We start from the raw sequence: 20,011 nt of genomic DNA, 5'->3' as shown, positions 1-20,011 counted from the left end.
GAGGATGATGTATGAATAATTTAGTAAAATTAAAACCATTTGAGAAATCAGGAATAGGCAAAATAAGAATTGCATTATTAAATGATGAACCAATATTTAATCTATATGATGCTTGTTTGAATCTAGGATATGTAAGGATGAGAGAATCAAAAGGTAAAGAGTATGAGCAGATACGAAAAGATTTTATAACTAAATTATGCGAAAGCCTTGATATATCAGGGTTGACCACCAACGGGACAACTTTCAACATCACATATAAAAATAGATCTAAAATTGATTTTAAAAACACATGGATTGACGAACAAAGTTTTTATGACTTATGTTTAGAAAGCCATGCTAAAAATGCAAGACCTTTTAGAAGATGGGTGACAGGAGAAGTTCTCCCCTCCATAAGGAAAACAGGATTTTATTCAACAGAGAAGGCGGAACAACTTAAAGTTCAGGAGCCATATAAATTAGTCAAGAAATTCTACAATGGCAATCCAGTAATGGTGTTGAAGGACTTGGAATTTCTTATAGGAACTTCAGTGCATACCATTGGCTATATTCTTAAAAGCAATAATAATTTTGCTATTGGAACAGATTACTTTCTTTTAGAAGGTAGAGAACTTAAAAAGTTTAAGAAAGACAATAAGCTTTCTCCATGGATAGGTTCCTTAATTGTTATTCCCAAGCAGGGGGTTGATAAATTGCTGAATTTGCTATTACTTGAACCTTCAGGGAAATTAAAAGAGACATTTGAAGGATACTTTGAATTGGAGAGTCAAGTATCACAAAGTAAGGCACCAGTTTTGGAACAACTTCAGGCTTGCAAGTTTATTGCTGATGATTTGAAAGTTGGGGAGGCAATAAAAATGTCCATATATAAGATGATTTGTGAGAAGAATGGTATTGATACTGATATTGTGGGTAAAATGGAATATAACAGAAAGCTTGATAAGGAAATTATAAAAATAACTTTAAGGTTTGCCAAGATGCTTTTGGAAGATTATACAACTCAAGGAATAATAGCTTTGAAAGAGGAAATTATTGCTGAGGAGCCGATTATAGCTCAATCAAAAGTTGTTAAAAAGTATATGGTTGGTTTCTTTGACATTATGATTAAAATTTCAAAGGGAAATGAAAAAGCAGTTGTATAATTTATGATATAATAGTAAATATATGAGATATAAGGGAGTGGAGCTTGGTGGATAGAGAAGTGTTAGAATTATTGAAGTCAATGCAAAATGATATTAGAAGCATTAATGGCAAAATTAATAATTTATCTGAGGGGCAGAATAGCCTTAAAGGTGATGTTGGTGGTCTCAATGATAAAATAAATGTCTTATCGAAGGGGCAAGATGATCTTAAAAATAAAGTTGGCAGTTTAGAAAATGAAGTTCAAAAAAATTCAATTAAACTCGAGAGTGTTGAAAAGAAGATTGATACAATAGCAGAGGTTCAAAAGAATCATATGGACCAGAATGAGAAGGCGCATAAAGAAATCATTAAACCTCTGAACGAAAAAGTTGATGTAATAGGGTTAGCAGTTAAAAATACATCAAAAGATATGAAAGAATTGAAAGATAAATTTGATAAGGTTGAGAAAGTCACTATTCAAAACACATATGATGTAGCATATTTAAAATCAGCTAAATAAATTCAATATATAAATTAGCACTTACTTTTATAGTAGGTGCTTTTGTTATATCAAAAATAATGAGAAGGAGAGATAAAAATGGATATAGAAAAAATCAAGAAAATGGGTGAAGAAGATGTTATAGAGGCGCTTTTAGGTCAAATAGAGGTACCGACAAAAACTGTTGTCATACCGAGGTTAGGCATACCTATTAAACTTAAAGCTCTTACTGGGAAGCAGATAAGCAAAATAAGGAAAGACAATACTCATTCAGAGAAAATAAAGGGATCTAAACTTGAAAAAGATGTATTTGATGATGAAAATTTCAATGCTGAAATAATTGAGAGAGCTACTGTATCTCCTAATTGGAATAATCCAAAGTTAAAAGATGCTTTAAAAGTAAGCAATGGGAAAGAAGTTATAAAAAGAAGACTGCTGGCTGGGGAAATGGACAATTTGATAGAGCAGATTTTTGATTTGAGTGGATATAATGATGAAGCTGAAGAGATAGATGAAATAAAAAACTCATAAAGGCCAGATATAAGCTCAACCTTATGAATTTTCTGTGGGTAAGGCATAACTTAAGATTTAGAGAATTTCGTGATATGCCTGAATATGAACAGAAACTGTATCTGGCCAGTGCTGAACTTGAAATAGAGGCAGAGGAAAAATTAAAGAAAAAATGATAGTAATGATAACAGGGGAGGAGGCGATATAATTGGCTGAAAAAGAAATATATCACTTGGACTTGGTCATTGGCATTAAAGGTGATTCTGAAACAAAATCAAAACTTAGTGCTATGGACAGGTACTTTGAGCAGACTCATAAGAAAGCGAATATATTAAATAAAATGTCAGTATCACCCACTGCTAGAATAATTGACAAGGCCACAAGCAGAATTGAAAAGATAAATTCATCCTTGAATAAAATAAATAAAATGGTGGCTTCTCCTACTATTAAAATCAAGGATAAGATATCTGGTGGATTAAATATAATAAGAGGCAGTATAAGCAAGACAATAGCTGCAGCTACATCCCTTCAAGGTGTGCTTTTGGGAGTGGGTGGTACATGGGCAGGAATAGTTAAACCAATGCAGATAGCCGGAGATTTTGAGCAAACTCAGATGGCATTTACTACAATGCTGAAAAGTGCACAAAAGGCAAATTCGTTCTTATCGCAAGCTCAAAATATGGCCAATGCAACGCCTTTTGAATTTCCGCAACTTGCTGATGCAAGTAAAAAAATGCTTGCTTTTGGATGGAACGTTAAAAGTATACTCCCTGATCTAACAACAATAGGAGATGCTGCTTCTGGATTGGGATTGGGTGCTGAAGGAATAAATGAGATCACACTGGCTCTTGGACAAATGAAAGCAAAAGGAGTAGTCCAAGGAGATGAAATACTCCAATTGACTGAGGCAGGAATTCCTGCATCTAAAATACTTCAAGAGCAGCTTGGGTTGACTGCTGAACAAGTTGGAAATATAGGCAAGCAAGGACTTAGTGCAGATAAAGCTGTAAGGGCACTGCTTACTGGAATGGATAAAAGATTTGGTGGTATGATGCAGGATCAAGCTAAAACTGCACTTGGTCTGATGTCCACATTGAAAGATACATTTGAAAATAAATTGATGAATCCTTGGGGACAAGGATTATGGAGTGGAATAAAGCCTGGACTTACAAAAGTTACTGATTGGTTAGATAAAAATGATAAAAAGGTTAATGAATTAGGTAACTTGTTTAAGAAAGCGGGACAGACTGTAAGCACATCTATTGGTGGTGCTCTTGAAAAATCTCAGCAGAGGCTTGATAAACTTATGGACAGCAGCCAATGGAAAAGTGCTGATCTTGGAGGAAAAATTACGCTTGCATGGGACAAGGTAATTGCCGAACCATTTTCAAGTTGGTGGAATGGATCCGGCAGACCGAAGATAAACAAAGTTGCAGGAGAAATAGGATCTGCTATTGGCGGTACCATAGGTGGAGGAATTACCTCGTTTTTAGATGCCCTGGGTGGCAAAGATAGTAATAAGACCGGTGGTGCAGGCACTACAGCAGGTACGGCCTTTACCAATGGTTTTCTGCAGGCTTTCGATACCGGAAAAATAATTGATAAACTATTGAATACTTTCAAAAATGCCAACTTGAATTTTTTAAAAAATCCGACTGGTGATAATTTTGCCAAGGCCGGAATAATGGACTATATACTGTTTAGCTCATTAGGTGGTGCGGCATTGTTGAAAGGTGGATTTAAGCTTGGTAAAGGTGCATTTAAATTTGGAAAGTGGGCTTTTGGAAAGGAAGGGACTAAAACTGCTGAAGGAGCTGCCGAAAAAATGGCAGGAGCTGCAGGGAGTACTTCAGCAAAAGCATCAAGTGCTTCAAGTAAGGCGTCTAAAACTGCGAATGATTTAAGCGAAGCAGCGAAGAATTTCCGAAACGCCGCCAATGAAGCAAAGACAGCTGAAAAATTGAAGAAGTCCACCCAGAATGAATTAAATAAAGCTATAAAAGATTACAAAAATATTATGGATAAAATTGAAGGTATAAAAAGCAGCGGAGGTTCTGTTCCAAAGTCAGTATCAAAAAAAGCAGGTGAAGCTCAAACTCGGGTAAACAATGCCCGAGAAAGGGCTAAAAGTGCCGGACAAGATGCAAAGGCTAAGGGAACTAAAAGTGAAGCATATACCACTGCTAGAAATACATTTAAAGAAGCAAGACAAGTTAGTACTGAAAGCAGGGCATCAAGGTTTTTTAAGTTTGCAGGCAAAGGGATAAAAGGCATTCCTATTGTTGGAGGAGCGCTTACTCTTGCAGGAGCGGGGCTTGATATATTAACGTCTTCCGATAAGAAGAAAGGTGCTTTTGGCGCTGCTGGCAATATTGCTGGTGGATTGGCAGGAGCGAAGGCTGGAGCTACTATTGGATCTGCATTTGGTCCTGCAGGGATTGGAATCGGAGGAATAGCTGGAGGTATAGCAGGCTCAATTGGTGGAGAAAAGGCTCTTGACTGGATCTATGATAAAACGGGACCTGCTACTAAATATTTGCAAGACAAATTTGGTAATGCCAAGAAATCTATTGAGAGTAAATGGTCAGATACAAAATCATGGTTTGGTACTAAAGTTGGCACTCCTTTTAAAAATGGTGCCATAAATACAATGAACTTTGCTGTTGGAGCTTTTTCTTTGGGTAAAGATGCAGCCAAAAGAGCATGGGCTCCATACGGGCAATGGCTTGGTGCTAATGTTTTTCAACCTATAAAAAACAAAGCTTCTGATGTTGGCTCCTGGATTGGTCAGAAATTTGGTTCAGCTAAATCCTGGGCACAAACTCACTGGTCTAGCTTTTCAGGCTGGTGGGGTGCAAATGTGTCAACACCGGTCAAAGGGTTTGCTTCAGATGCTGGTTCGTGGATTGGTGAAAAGTTTAGTTCTGCTAAATCTACAGCCCATACTGCATGGGTAGGATTTTCTGGTTGGTGGAGTAAGAATATTGGAGAACCGACAAAGAGTGTTGCCACTGATGTGGGAAGTTGGATAGGAGATAAACTCAGTGGAGCAAGAACAACTGTAGAAAGTGCATGGGCTGATTTTTCGACTTGGTTTAAGGAACATATAGGTGGCCCTGCGTATGCACTTTTAGAAAAAATCATGGGGAAGGGGCAAGAAGAAACAGGATTGACACCTTCTAATGGTAGGAAAGGGAATGTGAGGGCTAATGGAGGCATTGTAACAGGACCAGAATTTAGCCTTATCGGCGAAGCGGGCACAGAGGCTGTAATTCCATTATCAAGTGCTAGAAGAAATAGAGGATTAAGCCTATGGCAGCAGGCAGGAAAAATGCTTGGTGTAAGAATGTTTGCCAATGGTGGCATTGTTAGAAATGGTTCTGCTGGTGGGGCTAAAGTTGCAAAGGCTACAGCAAATATATCGACATCCATTGCTCTTGGAGATGATGCATTATCTCAGTTTAAGCAATATGGCAACAAAGTAAACACCAACTTAAGCAGTGGAATATTGGAGAACAAAAAAGTATCGACCGATTCAGTAAACAAAGTTACAAATGAATCAGGTTCGGTACTTAATTTATTCTCAAAAACAGGTCATGTATATGGAATTGGAATGAACAACGATATTGCCGCAGGTATACAATCCACTATACCAAATGTTACAAGTATGGTAAAGACTTTAACTGACAAGGTAATAACTGAGTTCAAGAACGGATTTGGAATACATTCCCCTTCAAGAGTATTTTACAAATTGGCACAATTCATTCCACAGGGCTTTGTAAATGGATTGACTTCCAAGGACATGGGAGGATTCATAAAACATTGGATTGGAGATATTTCATCCATGGCAGGCGGTGCCATGAGTGGAAATGTATCCGGATGGTTAAGTGCTGCACTGGCAGTAACAGGCACCCCAGCAAGTTGGCTGCCTGGACTTTTGAGATTGGTTCAAGCTGAATCCGGAGGAAATCCTATAGCAGTAAATCCACAGGCTGTAGGAGGAGAACATGCCACTGGTTTATTGCAGACTTTGGGATCTACATTTAGGCAGTATGCAGTAAAAGGATTGGATAATATACTAAACCCTATTGCCAATGCTGCAGCAGCCATAAACTATATAAAAGCACGATATGGAAGTGTATTCAATACACCACTGTTTAAGGGTGGCTCCTATGTAGGCTATGCTTCAGGTACAGACAATGCAAAGCCTGGTCTTGCCAGAATAAATGAAAGAGGCTGGGAGTTTGTGGACTTTACAGGTGGAGAAAAGGTGTTGAATCATAATAAGTCCATTAATTTAATGGAGAGGGCTGCAAATTCCTTAAGCAGGGTAAGAAGTGTTGTATCCAATTTAGGTATAGGAAATATGGAAAGCAGAGATATCCCTGAAAGCTCAAATAATCCGGTATATTATACTTCACAGCCTCAAATGGCTACGGCCGGAGGTTATCAAGGTGACATAAATGTAGATGTGGAAAATAATTTTAATGGCAGTACTGATATTGATGATATAGTGATGCAAGCAACCAAGAAGTTTGCTACAGAGTTAAAGAAAACATTACAAAATATTAAGAGGTGATGGTAATGAGTAATGAAAATTCAAGAGATGAAATCAAAGCTTTAAATAAACGAATAGCAGAGCTTGAAGGGCGAGTCCAAGCTCTGCAGGATTCTAAAAAAAGAGAACAAGAGTTAAGCGTTGAAAAATCATGGTATTGCACAGCTAAACACTTTAAAAGTTTACTGGAAGATGCAAAGCATTGTCGTATTGCTGATTTTGGAAAGCCATGTCAAGATTGCAAATATAATTTTGGCCTTAATGGTAAATTAAGATGTGACATGGATTATGCATATGAAAGATTTCGTGTTCTGACAATAGCAACAGGTATACATTTTAGCCCTTGGCGTGAGAAAGAGGAATAAATTATTCCGGGTTTTCAGGTGCATCTTTTACGATAGGGCATACTTTTTCACTACAAGAATTTCGTGCTTTATAGCCACAATGATTAATTCCTTTTTTGTAGCCGTCTAGTCCTGTAGTGACAATATGATGATAAGTAACGTCTACTGAGTATTCACAATCTTGCTCAGGACAATATCCATAAACAGATACTATATATTCCATAGAATTATCACCTCCTCATAAGTGATAATTCTATGGCTATAATAAAAATTCCTTGAAAAGGGGTGATTTTTTGGATCTTAGTAATATAGCTGGTGTCACCAGCAAAATCATACAAGGTGTATCTGAATCTGTATTAACTGCACTCGACAGAGTGGCCAACACCAACTTTGATGTATACCTGACAAATACCAAGGATAATGATACTTTTCATTTTCCGGTAAATCCCCTAAGTCTTACGGTGAACCGTGAGAAGAAATACAACACTGTGGAGATAATCGACATTGGAGAAATAGATATAAATGATAAAGGCACCAAAATACATGAAATAAGCATAGAAACATTGATTCCAGATGTATATGAACCTTACTGCAGGTATACGGATATAGCAAGTTCCAAAGATACTATTGAGAAGCTTGAGAAGTGGCAGAACCAAGTGGAACCATTGAGGCTGATTATAACAGGTATAGGCTTTAATGATCTGGTCAATATAGGCACCATGAATGAGGAAGTAAGGCCGGAGGGATTGTATAATGGCAAGTACTTTACTTTTACATTTAGGACATACAAGGAATTAAAAATATCCCAGGTTGATTCCACTCTTCAGGACAACAGACAATCTTCCGCCGAAAGTGGTGGAGCGAAGTACTCACACCATGAGGGGGAGTGGATAATAATTACTGCGGATGTTCTAAATGTCAGAGATGGTCCTGCCACCAGTTATGGAATAAGGGGTACAGTTAAAAAAGATGAGTGTTATAAAATTGGAAGTGTCCAGGGTAATTGGGCAGATATCTATTGGAGCAACCACGGTGGTTGGATATGTACCGATTATGTAAAGTAAGCAGGTGATACTATGACAAGCATAATTGCAAAGGATGATTATAAGATTGAAAATTTAAACGAAGGTGTTTCTCTTCAAGAAACCATAGACTCCGTAGCTTATACAGCCACGGTCAAGCTCCTTGAAACTGAACAGCTTCAGAGCATACAGCTTGTTAAAGGCAATGCAATAGAAGTATGGGATACAGCTTTTAACAGCAGCAATGATGTAAGGGTGTTCAAAGGTATTGTCTGGGAAAAAGATAAGACTAGAAAGGATAAAACATTAAATCTTACCTGCAAAGAAAGGACGGTTTATCTGGAACAGTCTGAGGACGAATATCTGGTAGCTGAGGGGCAGACAGCTACCCAGAGGATAACGAGATACGCCAATGACTGGAATATACCTATAGGGACTTTTGCAGATACAGGCGTGGGACTTGCCAAGAATATCTACAGAGGAGGAGATAAAATTCTTGATATGATATTCAAGGATCTGAAAGAGACTGCCCAAAAGGGCGGCAAGCTCTACAAGGTTAGAATGTCAGAGGATAAACTGGATCTGTTTGAGATAGGCACAAACTCTACTGTATGGAAATTAGAATCCATGGCAACTGATATAGAGGAATTCAGCTCTCTTGAGGGCGCTGTTACCCAGGTAAAAGTTTTGGGAACACAGCCAGATGAAGGCCTAAGTCCTATTATTGGCATCTATGAAAAAGAAACTAAGGGTTATGGGACATTAAGAAAAATATTGCAGGATGATAAAGTAACGAATGCGGATGAAGCGAAGAAAAAAGCCGATTCCATTTTTAGCATCGGTGAGGATTATATAAATATTAGCTGTGCTAGGGATATAAATACCATAAGAGCCGGTGACAAAGTTTCTTTAGATGGTGTAGATATGTATGTGACAAGTGTAACCCACAACCTTGGAAGTATTGGAACCATGGATCTTACTATAGGAACCATGGATTATATAAGGAGGAAGTTTTATGCGGGAGATGGAGGATCTAGTTAGAACAATTAATGATACTACTAATAAAACTATAAATAATACTGTTTCAGGACTTGGAGTTGAGTTTGGGACTATAACGGAAACAGGATTGCAATTAGATAATTTTAAACATGAAATAACAGATTACAAGGTACTTGATTATCTTACAATGAATGAGGATTATTGCACTCAAACTGATACTGCTGGTGAAGATGGTCATTCACATAAGGTTATGACTCCGGATGGATTGAAACCACTAAAAGCTGGTGACAGAGTTCTGGCAGCACAAGTGGGAGCTGAATTTATAATATTGGGAAGGATGAGTTAAATGCCTAATCTATTTCCTGAAAATGATTATACAGATGATAGTACATCATTAAATATTAATAATAAAAATAATGAAGGGTATAAAGGTTCCTATAAGTTTGATTTTAATAAAGGTGAGTTTGTAAAGAATCCAGATGGGACCATAAAGAAATGTAATGATCTAGAGGCCTATGCCCAATGGTGTCAGATGGCGCTTTTAACAGATAGAGGGAAATATGTTTACAGCAATTTATTCGGCCAGGAGTTTTATAAGTTAACAGGTTCTGAATACTCCAAAGAGGCAGTTGAACTTGAAGTAAAAAGAATGACTCAAGAAGCACTTATGGTGCATCCAAGAACTAAAGATGTTACAAATTTTACTTTTACATGGCAGGACAGTGGAGAACTCTATTATGAATATACAGTAATTACTATGGATGGTGAGAGTGTTGGATTAAATAATTCCGTGAATGTGGGGTGATAATATGGCAGATGCAACGATACCTGAAATACCTGATTTTTTGAATGAAGATGTAGATACAATACACAAAAGAATGCTTGACAGAGCTCCTTCAGATATAAATATTATTGAAGGAGATCTTTTCTGGAGCCTTACAAGACCTGTAGCAGAGGAAGAATACAGGCACAGGCAGCTTATGGCCGCTTTTATAAAGCTTGTATATCTTCAGAGCAGTTACAGTGGGTATTTGGATCTTATAGGTGCTCAAATAGGAGTTATAAGGAAAGATGCTATAAAATCCAAGGATACAATAAAAATAAAAGGTAAGCAGGGAACTGTACTTGAAAGTGGGAAAATGGCTGCTACGGTTTCAAGTGAGAGCAACCAAAGCGTTGAATTCCAGTTCCTTGAGACAAAAACTATAGATGATACTGGGATAGCTGAAATCCAAGTGGAATGTACCCAATCTGGCACTATAGGAAATGTAAAGGCAAATACCATAACTATACTTACAACGCCCATAAATGGAGTACAGAGTGTAACCAATGATCATGATTTTACAAATGGCACTGACGTTGAAAGTGATGATGACTACAAGACCAGAATTCTGGAAAAATTGCAGACACCAGCAACAAGTGGAAATAAATATCAGTACAGAAACTGGGCAAAGGAGGTAACCGGGGTAGGAGATGCAAAACCATTTCCGCTTTGGGATGGCCCCGGTACTGTAAAAGTAGTAATAATAAATAGTAACAAAAGAGCTGCGGACGCCGAACTTGTGCAAAAAGTCAAAGACTATATAGATCCTCAACCAGAAGGACATGGAGAAGGACAGGCGCCAATTGGTGCAACTTTGACAGTCGTATCTGCTGTAGAAAAAGCTATAGATATAACTGCCAAAGTAGTACTTGCGAATGGTTATACAATACAACAAGTGCAGGATAATTTTAATACAAACATGCAAAAATATTTGAGTGATCAGGCCTTTAATTCCACCTATATAAGTTATGCCAAAGTTGGAGGTATTCTATTAAGCACAGATGGAGTTGTGGATTATAATAGTTTAACTTTAAATGGTGGAACTGTAAATGTGGCACTGGCGGATGAAGAAATACCAGTTGCCGGCACTATAAGTTTAGGGGTGTGATAAATGGCATATCCAGATAGTATTGATAAATTCATAGATAAACTGAATAAACTTGATAACAATACCTATGTAATTGAGGAAAAGGTCGAGGTTACAAATGGTGTATATGAAGGTGAGCTGGAACATGACAATATCAGCTTGCCTTCTATTAATGTATACACAGGTTCTAAGCTTACAGGAACTAAGATAGAAAATGTTATAGTGTCTACACCAAGCCTTACGCCATGGAAGAATACAATCAAGATATTTTCCACCGTATCTCCTGTTTATATATCTTACCAGACCCAGGGGGATACAGTAGAAGCTGAAGATATAAATAAAGTCCAGGACAGCGTTGTGAATACCCAGACTGAGGTTGACAGGTATAAAGATTCTAATGACAACAGGGTTACTGATGCCGAAAATAGGATTTCAACTGTGGAGAATAACAAAGCTGAAAAAACTTATGTGGATACCGAACTTAACAAGAGATACCTGAAATCTGAAACCTATACCAAGACTGAGACAGACCAGAGAATACAGCTGGTGGTTGATGCCGCACCTGAAGCGCTTGATACCTTGAAGGAAATTGCAGATTCTCTGAATAACGATCCTGATTTTGCTGCCACAATTACAACTGCACTTTCTAAAAAAGTAGACAAGGTAGATGGAAAACAGCTTTCTACAGAGGATTACACAAGCGAAGAAAAGGATAAGCTTGCAGGTATTGAGGACAATGCAAATAAATATGTTCATCCCACTACTCACCCGGGAAGCATGATAACCGAGGATAGTACTCACAGATGGACAACCGATACTGAAAAATCCAACTGGAATGATGCGAACAGCAAGAAACATACTCACAATAATCTTTCTATATTGCAGAGCATAACTCAAGCTTTAATAGATGCATGGAACAGTGCAGTAGATCATATAAGTGACACGGTAAAGCATATAACTTCTGCTGAGAGAACTTTGTGGAATACAGTTTCTAATAAGGTTAATAAATCAGGTGATACTATAACAGGCCAGTTAAAAATACAAGGTGCTGCCGCCGATAGACCATTAGTAATAAGAGGTATTTCTGGTGCAACCTCAGGTACAGATGATACTCCGGGTGAATTATATTTAAACTATGATTCTGATAAAGCAATCCATATTGGAACGACTATAAATATAGATCCTATAAATAAATCTATAAACGCTAAATCGGATGACAGTGGCAAATTAAATGGTCAGGATGCCTCTTATTATGCGCAAAAATCTCATACTCATGATGATAGATATTATACCGAATCCGAAAGCGACAACAAGTTTGCTACCAAAGATGAATTAGAAGGTGCTGGCTATGGTGATATGCTTAAATCTGTTTATGACAAAGATAATGACGGTGTAGTGGATAAAGCAGAAGATAGTAACACTGTTGGAGGGAAAAGTCCAGATGATTATTATGCAAGGCGTGGAGAACTTAGTCCATCAACGGATTTTAATACAATTTTGAAGCCTGGATGTTATAAAGTTCAGATGTCAAATTGGGATTCAGCAGTAAATTCTCCTAATTCAGCTTATGATGGTTTATATAGTTTTGGATTGTTAGTAGTACACAGGAGTTCTGTAACTGAAGAGGATAGAGTTCTACAGGTATATTATCCTCATAGAGCAAATCAAATACCTGTAAGAAGGATGCTAAATAGTGGCGGATGGCAATCATGGTCTAAAATAGTTAAAGGTTCTGTAACCTGGAATGACCTCAAGGGGGTGTAACTTATGTATGGTACAGAAAAATATGGTATAAATGGATATTCACAAAATGAACCAATATCAGATGACGATATACAGCCTTATATCCCTGACCTAATGAAGTATCTGCCACCGTGGTACAAAGACAGTGCGATTATGATCCAGCTTCAGGATACAATGGCAAAGGAGCTAGGGCTTTCATACTGGCATGAGGAAGATATATTAAACCAGTGTTTCGTAGATACTGCAACATGGGGACTTACATTTTGGGAGAAAGTGCTTAATATTGCAACTGATTTGAATAAATCCTATGAGGATAGGCGGGAAGTTGTAAAAGCAAAGTTGAGGGGCTCCGGCACTACTACAGTCCAGATGATAAAGAATACTGCTGAGGCTTTCTCAGGCGGTGAATGCAATGTGATTCAACATCCTGAGAGTTACAGTTTCACAGTGCAATTTGTAGGGATAAAGGGTATTCCCAAGAACATGGAAGCCTTTAAACAGATGCTGGAAGACATTAAGCCTGCGCATCTGGCATATGACTTCAAATACACTTACACAGTTTGGAACTTCTTAAAGGACAAAAATCTTACATGGGATCAGGCCAAGACTAACACATGGGATAATCTTAAAGTTTATGATGGATAGGAGGAAGATAAATGAAGACAACAGCAAATTACGGATTAAAAAAGCCGGAAGGTACAGATGTAGTAAATATAGATGATTTGAATACAAATGCCGATACTATAGATACTCAACTGAAGAAAATCAACGACAATGCCGGAGCACTATCAAGTTTGAACACTACAGCAAAAAATACTCTGGTGGCGGCAATAAATGAGGTTTTTCAATCTGGCGCTGATGTAAAGTCTGGCACAATTAGCGCCGTAAATAATAAAGGTGCCAGTTTAGATGATGATGCTACATGGGATGATATCGTAGCTGCCATAAATGCGATAGCCAGAGGACAGGGAAATGCTGTGGAAAGTCAGGTACTTAGTGGAATAAAATTTAGTAATTCTGATGGGCAGCTTAGAACAGGAACTATGCCTAACAAAGGAGCCATAACAATAACTCCTTCTGGTTCAGCACAAACTATACCCTCGGGATATCATAATGGGCAAGGAAAGGTAAGTGCTGTAACAGTTCCAGTGGCAAATGTTTTATCTGGAACAACTATTGCAGGACAGGCTGGAACTATGCCGAATAAAGGTGCTGTAACTATAATGCCGGGAACGGCAGATAAAGCAATAGAAAAAGGGTATCATAATGGAAGTGGAAAAGTTAAGGGGGAGCCTAATTTAACGTCTGATAACATTAAAGAAGGTGTTAGTGAGTTTGGTGTTGTGGGTACATTGAAAGAACTTAAATTTCTGGCAGGAAGCGATCTTATACTGTTTGAAGATCATGAGGTTCACCAAATGTTTCCTAATGCTTCAGGTTTTGTTGCTACAGGGCATCAAATAACTACTCAAGTTGGTGGTAGTATAACAATAACATTTAGTATTGCTACTCAAAGTAGTACTCGTGAAATTTATGGGAGAATATATAAAAATAATAATCCAGTAGGTCAACAATATACTAATACCTCTGGTTCTTATGTAGATTATACACAAGATTTAATTTGTCAAGAAGGAGATACTTTTCAATTATTTGTAAATTCGCAGTATTCTACTGATTCTGTTTTATCAAATAAATTTGTTGTTTCCATGTCTTTAGAGAAGTCAATAACTATTAATTAATCGAGGTGAATATATATGAATTATAAATTTGAATATAAAACAGATGAAGAAAAGACAAATATTTTAAATCAGAATAAGGATAAAGTTTTAATAGAAGAGCAAAATCTTTTTACAGGTAATTTTCTTATCTTTAGTGATGTCAAGCCATTGGAAAATCAGATTTCAGAATTACAGGACAATCAGCTTATACTTATGAATGCAATAGCAGATTTGTATGCCGCTTTGCCAACTTCAACGACATGATAGTTGATAAATTAAAATTAATAATAAATATTTTGAAAGGAGATATTAATATGGTAGATTTATATGTATGCTTAATAGTAAATAACAGAAGGAGTTTTGCACAAGTACCTACTAAGTTCCAAGATGCAGTTAGAACGGATTTGACAGCTATAGGGTTAGATGAAAATGGTAATCCAGTACAGACAACGCAATAAAATATGGGGCAAAAGAAGAGCTAGAGATAGCTTTTTTATTTTGCCTTTAATACTTGAAGTAGGAGGCTAGAGATGAGTGAATGCTATGATGCAAAATTGTGTGAGGAAAAGCATGAGCAAATAAAAGAGAAATTAGATTTGCATGATAAGAGGTTAAATAATCATTCTGATAGGCTGGATAGGCTCGAACAGAATGAAACTGAAAACAGAACTGAAATTAAAAATTTAATAAAGAAGATGGATGATTTTATATCCACGATAAAATGGGGACTTGGCATATTTGTCACAGTCTCTATTTTTGTTGTGGGAGTTTTATTAAAGGGATAAGGAGGTAAGATTTTATGTTAAAAGGCATAGATATAAACTCAAATAACTGGGTGTCAGACTGGCAAAAAGTAAAAGATTCTGGTATTCAGGTTGTTATAAACAAGGCTACGGAAGGGACTTACTATACAGATAAGTACCTGTCTTATAGGAGGGATATATGCAAGCAGCTGGGTATTTTATTTGGAGTCTATCATTTTGCAGGACACCAGGATGTCAGTTCTGAAGTAAATGCTTTTATTGGATATATATCTGGAATGGTATTTGATACAATTCATTGGCTGGATATAGAGCAACCGCCGGAAGGTTACAGCTGGAAATGGGATAAACAGACGGCTATAAATTTTGTCAATCAGTTTGTTTCATTGTTTGTATCCAGAACTGGCAAAGGAATTGGAATCTATACAAATAAGTGGTTCTATGAGAACTACCTTAAAAGCAACATAGACCCTAATATTAAACTGTGGATAGCTGAATATGGCGTAGACAGCAACCCCTATGCAAATACTTCCTGGCAGTATTCAGCAACAGGCTCTGTGCCGGGTATAAATGGAAATGTAGACTTGGATTTGTTTACGGATGATATTCTGGCAGGGGCAGAAGGATCTACACCACCTAGTCCCAGTGTAGATAAATTGAAAGAGCAGATTGAAGCTCTCCAATACAACTTGAATATAGATTATAACGCAGGCTTAGTGGTAGATGGAGTGGCAGGTTCAGCAACTATGGCCGCACTGAAAGGAATACAGAATATTATTATAAAAGGCCACAAAAGCCATGTGGTGCTGTGGATTCAACAAAAGCTTGTTATGTACGGGTATCTGAAAGCAGGAACCTATACGGAAATGGTTTATGATGAACCAACATTCCAGGCTGTAACCAATTTACAAAAGGCATGGGGCAGACCTACGGATGGGATTCTAAGAATAGAGACCTGGAGTATATTTTTAACAAATTAAAATAATTTAAATTCTCATTTTACTAAATAAAAAGTAAGGTGAGAATTTCACCGTATAAAGCTAGTAAAATAGCCAATTTATAAAATTATCAAATTTCAGGAGGAATGTATTATGACAAATTTAAATGTATTATTTATAGTTTTAGGACTAGCAGTAGGAGTGGGAGCCACAGTATTAATCCTATTACCTTTTTTAAAGAAAAAGGGTATTAACACAGCAGATGTTTTACAGAAGGTTGATGATGGCTTGCAAGAGGTTAAAAAATATACAGATGCAGCAAAGGCACTGGTGCCTGGAAATAAATTTTTAAATATCTTAAGCATTATAGAAAAATATGCAGAAATAGGAGTGGGACAGGCAGCACAACTCAATATATCTTCACAACTTCCGGCAGACCAGAGAAAACAGAGTGCAGAGGATTATGTTTATAATGTACTGAATAAGCTGGGTATAAATGTGGATGACAATATAAGGACAATAGTTTCCGGAGTGATTGAGAGCAAAGTATATGAACTCAAAAGTCCGGAAGAGAAAAAGTCAGCTCAGCAAACGGCGGTTCAAACTCAAATATCGCAGCTTCAAACTCAAAATTCACAGCTCCAAAGTGAAAGAACAAAATTACAACAAGAGAATGAAGAATTGAAAAAGAAGGTTGTTGATATGCAGAGTATTGTGGCTCCAGTGCAAAATACGACTAATACAGTAGCTCCAGCACAGCCAGTTCAGTAATTTTAGCCCTAGGTCATTGATTTGGCCTAGGGCTTTATTTTTCAGTTCATAATGTATATTATAGTATACAAAATTTTGTATGGAATATTGGACGTTTTACTTATTGAGTGTTTAAAATAATATACAATGTGATATAATATATTTAAAAGAAGCCGTTACGGTTTTATATGATTTTTTAAATGTTTTTACTGTTTAAAATGCGCTCAATGGGATGGGTGCATTTTAGTTTTTTGAATGATTATTTTCATCATCAACAGTGACGGAAATTTCATTATTATCCCTAAAGTTATTTTTATGTTTAAGTACAGCTTTTTCCTTTAAGTATGCCAATATAGCAAAAATTACTGTAGTGCCCAGAGCTATGCCCATTGTTGTTACGCATACTATGGAAACGATAATAACGTAAGCATTCATATATGTCACCCCCTCTGCTGTCAGATTAACCGCAACGACTCCCTGGGAGAGATAAAGCCCGGAGGGTGACTAGCTAAAAACACTTTATTCTCTTGATAATTATTATAGCATAAATTTTAACCAGTAATCTATATTTATAAAGCTTATCCATATTCTACCTTGAAACAGAACGAATGTTCTTATATAATAGTATTATCTGGAATATGGGAGGTAATGTATGAATAGTTTTATAGGCTGGATAGGTGGAAAGAAATTACTCAGGAAGGAGATAATCAAACGCTTTCCTGAAAAGTTCAATAGATACATAGAAGTGTTTGGAGGAGCAGCATGGGTTTTATTCTCAAAGGACAAGCTGGCCAACATGGAAGTCTACAATGATATAAACGGAGACCTGGTGAATTTATTCAGGTGCGTTAAATTCCATTGTGGAGAGTTGCAGAGGGAACTTTCATTCATGTTGAATTCAAGGGAATTATTTTATGATTTTGCCAGCCAGTACACCACTAGAGGAATGACAGACATTCAAAGGGCAGCTAGATTCTTTATGCTAATTAAGACAAGCTATGGAAGTGACCACAGATCCTACGGATGCGTAAAGAAAAATGTTAATGTCATGATTCAGTATCTTACGGATATTCAGGAGAGGCTTTCTGGTGTAGTGATTGAAAATAAGGATTTTAAGGACTTGATTATAGTCTATGATAAAGAGGATGCACTCATATATTTGGATCCACCATACTATGGCGCTGAAAGATATTATCAGGCCCAATTTTCAGAAGAGGATCATGTAAGGTTATGTGATTGCTTGAAGAAAGTAAAAGGGAAATTTATTCTTTCTTATAATGATTGTGAATTTGTTAGGAGCTTATATAATGATTTCAATATAGATGAGGTCCAGCGAAATCACAATCTTATGGGAAAGTATAGAGATAAAGAGCATAGGTATAGTGAGTTGATTATTAGAAATTATTGATTCTATATATATAGAAATAATTTTATATCTATTCAGATTATTCTTGATATATTATATTTTGTTAGAATAAAGAGGAATATTTGATATTTTGTAGAATAGGTAACTCAGGGTGTAATGACTTATTATAGATAATATATATTATGAGAGGAAGTTAGGAAATTGAAAATTAGCGATAACAACCCACCTTATGTTATATCTTTTATGAACATGAAAGGTGGAGTAGGAAAAACTACATTGTGTGTCAATTTAGCTGATGCATTATCCAAAATATCAGATAAGCATATTTTATTGATAGATTTTGACCCACAAGCAAATTCAACTCAGTATATATTAAAAGCAGAGCAATACAACCAGTTATTACAAAATGGAGATACAATATATAAAATTTATAAGAATTTAGTAGAGGATAAACAGAATTATAGCATTGTTGATGGAGATTTAGACAATGAAGAATATGAACAATGGGAACCACAAGAAATTATTTATAATGTAAATGATAAATTTTCTATAGTTCCAGGAGATCTAAATATGATTAAAATAAGCCAAAGTACAGATTCAACATTGGCTATGCAACTAGAACAATTTATCAAGAATATAAAATCAGCTTATGATTTTATATTTATAGATTGTCCACCAACTCAATCGATATATATTCAGTCGGCGTTGATGACATCAGATTATTATATATTACCGGTTAAGCCAGATTATTTATCTAGTTTAGGTATGGAATTATTTCAACATATGGTACTTAAAAATAATAGAACTTCTATAAATAAAGTGAAGTGTTTAGGCATAGTATTTACCATGGTCCAAAAATCTGATTATTATGCTGAGACTATGAAAAATATTAGAGAAAAAAAGAAATTTACTATCTTTACTAATATAATGAAGCATTCTTCAAATGTAGCTAAAAATTCAGAATTACATAAATTGTTTTTAGATACAAAAGGTAAAAAAACAGAAATTAAAAGATTGGCAAAAGAATTTTTAGATAGAATAAATAAAATGTAGGTGAAATTTATGGATGAATTAAAAAGTATTTTAGATAATCTTCAAAATTTAAAAAATAAGATAAATCAATCTTCTGACAAAAATAATAATAAACTAGTTATATTTATAGGAGTATTATTACAAGTGGTTGCATCTAAAAAGTTATTTAAAAGGAATAAAGATGTTGCTGAATTTTTAAATATAAATTTTAATCTGGAATTTGCTGAGTATTGTAAAAAATCTAGGCCTATAATGTTAGGAAAAACAGCTAAATATTTTCTTGAAAAAACGGATGATTATGACTTAAATGAAAGTTTAAATATCATATATAGTTTTATCGTAGAAAGCCTAAGCAATACAGTAGATGATGTCAATTGGTCAAATATAATAAAAAAAATTAAGTTGTAGGTGATTAACATGTTTCAAACGGTTGACGAAAAATATTTAATACCTAAAAAAAATGATTATAAGAAATTAATCAAATATTTGCAAGATTATTATACAAATAATATAAAAATAAATGAATCTTTTATTCGAATTATACATGATAACAGTTGGATGTTTATAACATGGATAAAAGAATTGAATAAAACGAATTTAAATAATAAATTTCTAAATGAGATTTTTGTAAATATTATAGCTACTATTCATAATATAGTTCATTGTGATATAAAAGTAGCTAATTTTTTATTGAGGAATTCAATAGAAAATTTTTTGAGATTTTTTAATATATTTACTGTCT

The 20,011-nt window shown here is 35.8% G+C and carries 25 protein-coding genes; 23 read left to right on the top strand and 2 right to left on the bottom strand.

The features are described 5' to 3' along the window. Positions 1 to 11 precede the first annotated feature (11 nt). The 6 genes from CLLU_RS04955 to CLLU_RS04935 all read left to right on the top strand — a co-directional run bounded on the left by CLLU_RS04955 (position 12) and on the right by CLLU_RS04935 (position 7,051). A complete protein-coding gene (locus CLLU_RS04955) occupies positions 12 to 1,139 on the top strand; it encodes a BRO-N domain-containing protein (protein ID WP_106008470.1) in 1,128 nt (375 codons plus the stop codon). 47 nt (positions 1,140 to 1,186) lie between these two features. Next, entirely contained in the window at positions 1,187 to 1,639 is a 453-nt protein-coding gene (locus tag CLLU_RS04950) for a hypothetical protein (RefSeq protein ID WP_242977480.1), read from the top strand. Between the two features lie 78 nt (positions 1,640 to 1,717). Further along, positions 1,718 to 2,149 carry a phage tail assembly chaperone gene (locus CLLU_RS04945; RefSeq protein WP_106008469.1) on the top strand — a complete coding sequence of 144 codons (432 nt, stop codon included), beginning with the start codon at positions 1,718 to 1,720 and terminating at the stop codon, positions 2,147 to 2,149. Between the two features lie 23 nt (positions 2,150 to 2,172). Then, positions 2,173 to 2,304 carry a hypothetical protein gene (locus CLLU_RS19295; RefSeq protein WP_276329473.1) on the top strand — a complete coding sequence of 44 codons (132 nt, stop codon included), beginning with the start codon at positions 2,173 to 2,175 and terminating at the stop codon, positions 2,302 to 2,304. A gap of 32 nt (positions 2,305 to 2,336) precedes the next feature. Beyond that, a complete protein-coding gene (locus CLLU_RS04940; RefSeq protein ID WP_106008468.1) occupies positions 2,337 to 6,707 on the top strand; it encodes a tape measure protein in 4,371 nt (1,456 codons plus the stop codon). A 5-nt stretch (positions 6,708 to 6,712) separates the two neighbouring features. Continuing rightward, positions 6,713 to 7,051, top strand: coding sequence for a hypothetical protein (locus CLLU_RS04935; protein WP_106008467.1), 339 nt, complete (start codon positions 6,713 to 6,715; stop codon positions 7,049 to 7,051). Position 7,052: 1 nt separating this feature from the next. Here the strand turns inward: CLLU_RS04935 and CLLU_RS04930 are convergent, their stop codons facing one another. Next, entirely contained in the window at positions 7,053 to 7,253 is a 201-nt protein-coding gene (locus CLLU_RS04930; protein WP_106008466.1) for a hypothetical protein, read from the bottom strand. Positions 7,254 to 7,323: 70 nt separating this feature from the next. Here CLLU_RS04930 and CLLU_RS04925 point away from each other — a divergent pair, with 70 nt between their 5' ends. From CLLU_RS04925 to CLLU_RS04865, 13 genes are all read left to right on the top strand, one after another. Next, positions 7,324 to 8,094 (top strand): SH3 domain-containing protein, encoded by a 771-nt coding sequence (locus CLLU_RS04925; protein WP_242977479.1) that lies wholly within the window; start codon positions 7,324 to 7,326, stop codon positions 8,092 to 8,094. A 12-nt stretch (positions 8,095 to 8,106) separates the two neighbouring features. Then, the gene (locus tag CLLU_RS04920) at positions 8,107 to 9,093 is read left to right on the top strand and encodes an XkdQ/YqbQ family protein (RefSeq protein ID WP_106008465.1); all 987 of its coding nucleotides are present in this window, start codon (positions 8,107 to 8,109) and stop codon (positions 9,091 to 9,093) included. Beyond that, a complete protein-coding gene (locus CLLU_RS04915) occupies positions 9,068 to 9,397 on the top strand; it encodes a hypothetical protein (protein ID WP_106008464.1) in 330 nt (109 codons plus the stop codon). The genes CLLU_RS04920 and CLLU_RS04915 overlap by 26 nt, the downstream gene beginning before the upstream one ends. Beyond that, positions 9,398 to 9,856, top strand: coding sequence for a DUF2634 domain-containing protein (locus tag CLLU_RS04910; RefSeq protein WP_106008463.1), 459 nt, complete (start codon positions 9,398 to 9,400; stop codon positions 9,854 to 9,856). A gap of 4 nt (positions 9,857 to 9,860) precedes the next feature. Continuing rightward, positions 9,861 to 10,982, top strand: coding sequence for a baseplate J/gp47 family protein (locus CLLU_RS04905; protein WP_106008462.1), 1,122 nt, complete (start codon positions 9,861 to 9,863; stop codon positions 10,980 to 10,982). A gap of 3 nt (positions 10,983 to 10,985) precedes the next feature. Further along, complete coding sequence (locus CLLU_RS19040) at positions 10,986 to 12,725, top strand: pyocin knob domain-containing protein (protein WP_242977478.1); 1,740 nt, start codon at positions 10,986 to 10,988, stop codon at positions 12,723 to 12,725. Positions 12,726 to 12,728: 3 nt separating this feature from the next. Then, complete coding sequence (locus tag CLLU_RS04895) at positions 12,729 to 13,349, top strand: YmfQ family protein (RefSeq protein WP_106008461.1); 621 nt, start codon at positions 12,729 to 12,731, stop codon at positions 13,347 to 13,349. 11 nt (positions 13,350 to 13,360) lie between these two features. Further along, positions 13,361 to 14,443, top strand: a complete 1,083-nt coding sequence (locus tag CLLU_RS04890) for a hypothetical protein (protein WP_242977477.1) — start codon at positions 13,361 to 13,363, stop codon at positions 14,441 to 14,443. A gap of 15 nt (positions 14,444 to 14,458) precedes the next feature. Further along, a complete protein-coding gene (locus CLLU_RS04885; RefSeq protein WP_106008460.1) occupies positions 14,459 to 14,686 on the top strand; it encodes a hypothetical protein in 228 nt (75 codons plus the stop codon). Positions 14,687 to 14,736: 50 nt separating this feature from the next. Continuing rightward, positions 14,737 to 14,880 carry a CD1375 family protein gene (locus CLLU_RS04880; protein WP_207655945.1) on the top strand — a complete coding sequence of 48 codons (144 nt, stop codon included), beginning with the start codon at positions 14,737 to 14,739 and terminating at the stop codon, positions 14,878 to 14,880. A 72-nt stretch (positions 14,881 to 14,952) separates the two neighbouring features. Beyond that, positions 14,953 to 15,207 (top strand): hemolysin XhlA family protein, encoded by a 255-nt coding sequence (locus tag CLLU_RS04875; protein WP_106008458.1) that lies wholly within the window; start codon positions 14,953 to 14,955, stop codon positions 15,205 to 15,207. A gap of 14 nt (positions 15,208 to 15,221) precedes the next feature. Beyond that, positions 15,222 to 16,163, top strand: a complete 942-nt coding sequence (locus CLLU_RS04870; RefSeq protein WP_106008457.1) for a GH25 family lysozyme — start codon at positions 15,222 to 15,224, stop codon at positions 16,161 to 16,163. Between the two features lie 111 nt (positions 16,164 to 16,274). Then, on the top strand, positions 16,275 to 16,892 hold the full coding sequence (locus CLLU_RS04865) for a hypothetical protein (RefSeq protein WP_106008456.1): 618 nt from the start codon (positions 16,275 to 16,277) through the stop codon (positions 16,890 to 16,892). Positions 16,893 to 17,114: 222 nt separating this feature from the next. Here CLLU_RS04865 and CLLU_RS04860 read toward each other — a convergent pair whose 3' ends face one another. Continuing rightward, positions 17,115 to 17,306 carry a hypothetical protein gene (locus tag CLLU_RS04860; protein ID WP_106008455.1) on the bottom strand — a complete coding sequence of 64 codons (192 nt, stop codon included), beginning with the start codon at positions 17,304 to 17,306 and terminating at the stop codon, positions 17,115 to 17,117. Between the two features lie 217 nt (positions 17,307 to 17,523). Here CLLU_RS04860 and CLLU_RS04855 point away from each other — a divergent pair, with 217 nt between their 5' ends. The 4 genes from CLLU_RS04855 to CLLU_RS18935 form a co-directional block, all read left to right on the top strand. Continuing rightward, positions 17,524 to 18,279, top strand: a complete 756-nt coding sequence (locus CLLU_RS04855; RefSeq protein WP_106008454.1) for a DNA adenine methylase — start codon at positions 17,524 to 17,526, stop codon at positions 18,277 to 18,279. A 159-nt stretch (positions 18,280 to 18,438) separates the two neighbouring features. After that, positions 18,439 to 19,290: a ParA family protein gene (locus CLLU_RS04850; protein ID WP_106008453.1), complete on the top strand. Its 852-nt coding sequence runs from the start codon at positions 18,439 to 18,441 to the stop codon at positions 19,288 to 19,290. Between the two features lie 9 nt (positions 19,291 to 19,299). Further along, the gene (locus CLLU_RS04845) at positions 19,300 to 19,677 is read left to right on the top strand and encodes a hypothetical protein (protein ID WP_106008452.1); all 378 of its coding nucleotides are present in this window, start codon (positions 19,300 to 19,302) and stop codon (positions 19,675 to 19,677) included. A 9-nt stretch (positions 19,678 to 19,686) separates the two neighbouring features. Further along, the coding region (locus tag CLLU_RS18935) for a hypothetical protein (protein WP_207655944.1) at positions 19,687 to 20,011 on the top strand (325 nt) is incomplete at its 3' end.

It is taken from the genome of Clostridium luticellarii (genome assembly GCF_002995845.1).
Classification (GTDB): Bacteria; Bacillota; Clostridia; order Clostridiales; family Clostridiaceae; genus Clostridium_B; species Clostridium_B luticellarii.
This window is presented reverse-complemented; position numbering and strand designations above follow the sequence as displayed.

What these genes read in the sequence shown, in the direction of transcription:
- CLLU_RS19295 (WP_276329473.1), top strand. Translation starts at nt 2,173, where the DNA reads ATGAATTTTCTGTGGGTAAGGCATAACTTAAGATTTAGAGAATTTCGT.
- CLLU_RS04955 (WP_106008470.1), top strand. Translation starts at nt 12, where the DNA reads ATGAATAATTTAGTAAAATTAAAACCATTTGAGAAATCAGGAATAGGC.
- CLLU_RS04845 (WP_106008452.1), top strand. Translation starts at nt 19,300, where the DNA reads ATGGATGAATTAAAAAGTATTTTAGATAATCTTCAAAATTTAAAAAAT.
- CLLU_RS04920 (WP_106008465.1), top strand. Translation starts at nt 8,107, where the DNA reads ATGACAAGCATAATTGCAAAGGATGATTATAAGATTGAAAATTTAAAC.
- CLLU_RS04935 (WP_106008467.1), top strand. Translation starts at nt 6,713, where the DNA reads ATGAGTAATGAAAATTCAAGAGATGAAATCAAAGCTTTAAATAAACGA.
- CLLU_RS04930 (WP_106008466.1), bottom strand. Translation starts at nt 7,253, where the DNA reads ATGGAATATATAGTATCTGTTTATGGATATTGTCCTGAGCAAGATTGT.
- CLLU_RS04875 (WP_106008458.1), top strand. Translation starts at nt 14,953, where the DNA reads ATGAGTGAATGCTATGATGCAAAATTGTGTGAGGAAAAGCATGAGCAA.
- CLLU_RS04915 (WP_106008464.1), top strand. Translation starts at nt 9,068, where the DNA reads ATGCGGGAGATGGAGGATCTAGTTAGAACAATTAATGATACTACTAAT.
- CLLU_RS04870 (WP_106008457.1), top strand. Translation starts at nt 15,222, where the DNA reads ATGTTAAAAGGCATAGATATAAACTCAAATAACTGGGTGTCAGACTGG.
- CLLU_RS04860 (WP_106008455.1), bottom strand. Translation starts at nt 17,306, where the DNA reads ATGAATGCTTACGTTATTATCGTTTCCATAGTATGCGTAACAACAATG.
- CLLU_RS04865 (WP_106008456.1), top strand. Translation starts at nt 16,275, where the DNA reads ATGACAAATTTAAATGTATTATTTATAGTTTTAGGACTAGCAGTAGGA.
- CLLU_RS04910 (WP_106008463.1), top strand. Translation starts at nt 9,398, where the DNA reads ATGCCTAATCTATTTCCTGAAAATGATTATACAGATGATAGTACATCA.
- CLLU_RS19040 (WP_242977478.1), top strand. Translation starts at nt 10,986, where the DNA reads ATGGCATATCCAGATAGTATTGATAAATTCATAGATAAACTGAATAAA.
- CLLU_RS04855 (WP_106008454.1), top strand. Translation starts at nt 17,524, where the DNA reads ATGAATAGTTTTATAGGCTGGATAGGTGGAAAGAAATTACTCAGGAAG.
- CLLU_RS04890 (WP_242977477.1), top strand. Translation starts at nt 13,361, where the DNA reads ATGAAGACAACAGCAAATTACGGATTAAAAAAGCCGGAAGGTACAGAT.
- CLLU_RS04945 (WP_106008469.1), top strand. Translation starts at nt 1,718, where the DNA reads ATGGATATAGAAAAAATCAAGAAAATGGGTGAAGAAGATGTTATAGAG.
- CLLU_RS04895 (WP_106008461.1), top strand. Translation starts at nt 12,729, where the DNA reads ATGTATGGTACAGAAAAATATGGTATAAATGGATATTCACAAAATGAA.
- CLLU_RS04880 (WP_207655945.1), top strand. Translation starts at nt 14,737, where the DNA reads ATGGTAGATTTATATGTATGCTTAATAGTAAATAACAGAAGGAGTTTT.
- CLLU_RS04885 (WP_106008460.1), top strand. Translation starts at nt 14,459, where the DNA reads ATGAATTATAAATTTGAATATAAAACAGATGAAGAAAAGACAAATATT.
- CLLU_RS04905 (WP_106008462.1), top strand. Translation starts at nt 9,861, where the DNA reads ATGGCAGATGCAACGATACCTGAAATACCTGATTTTTTGAATGAAGAT.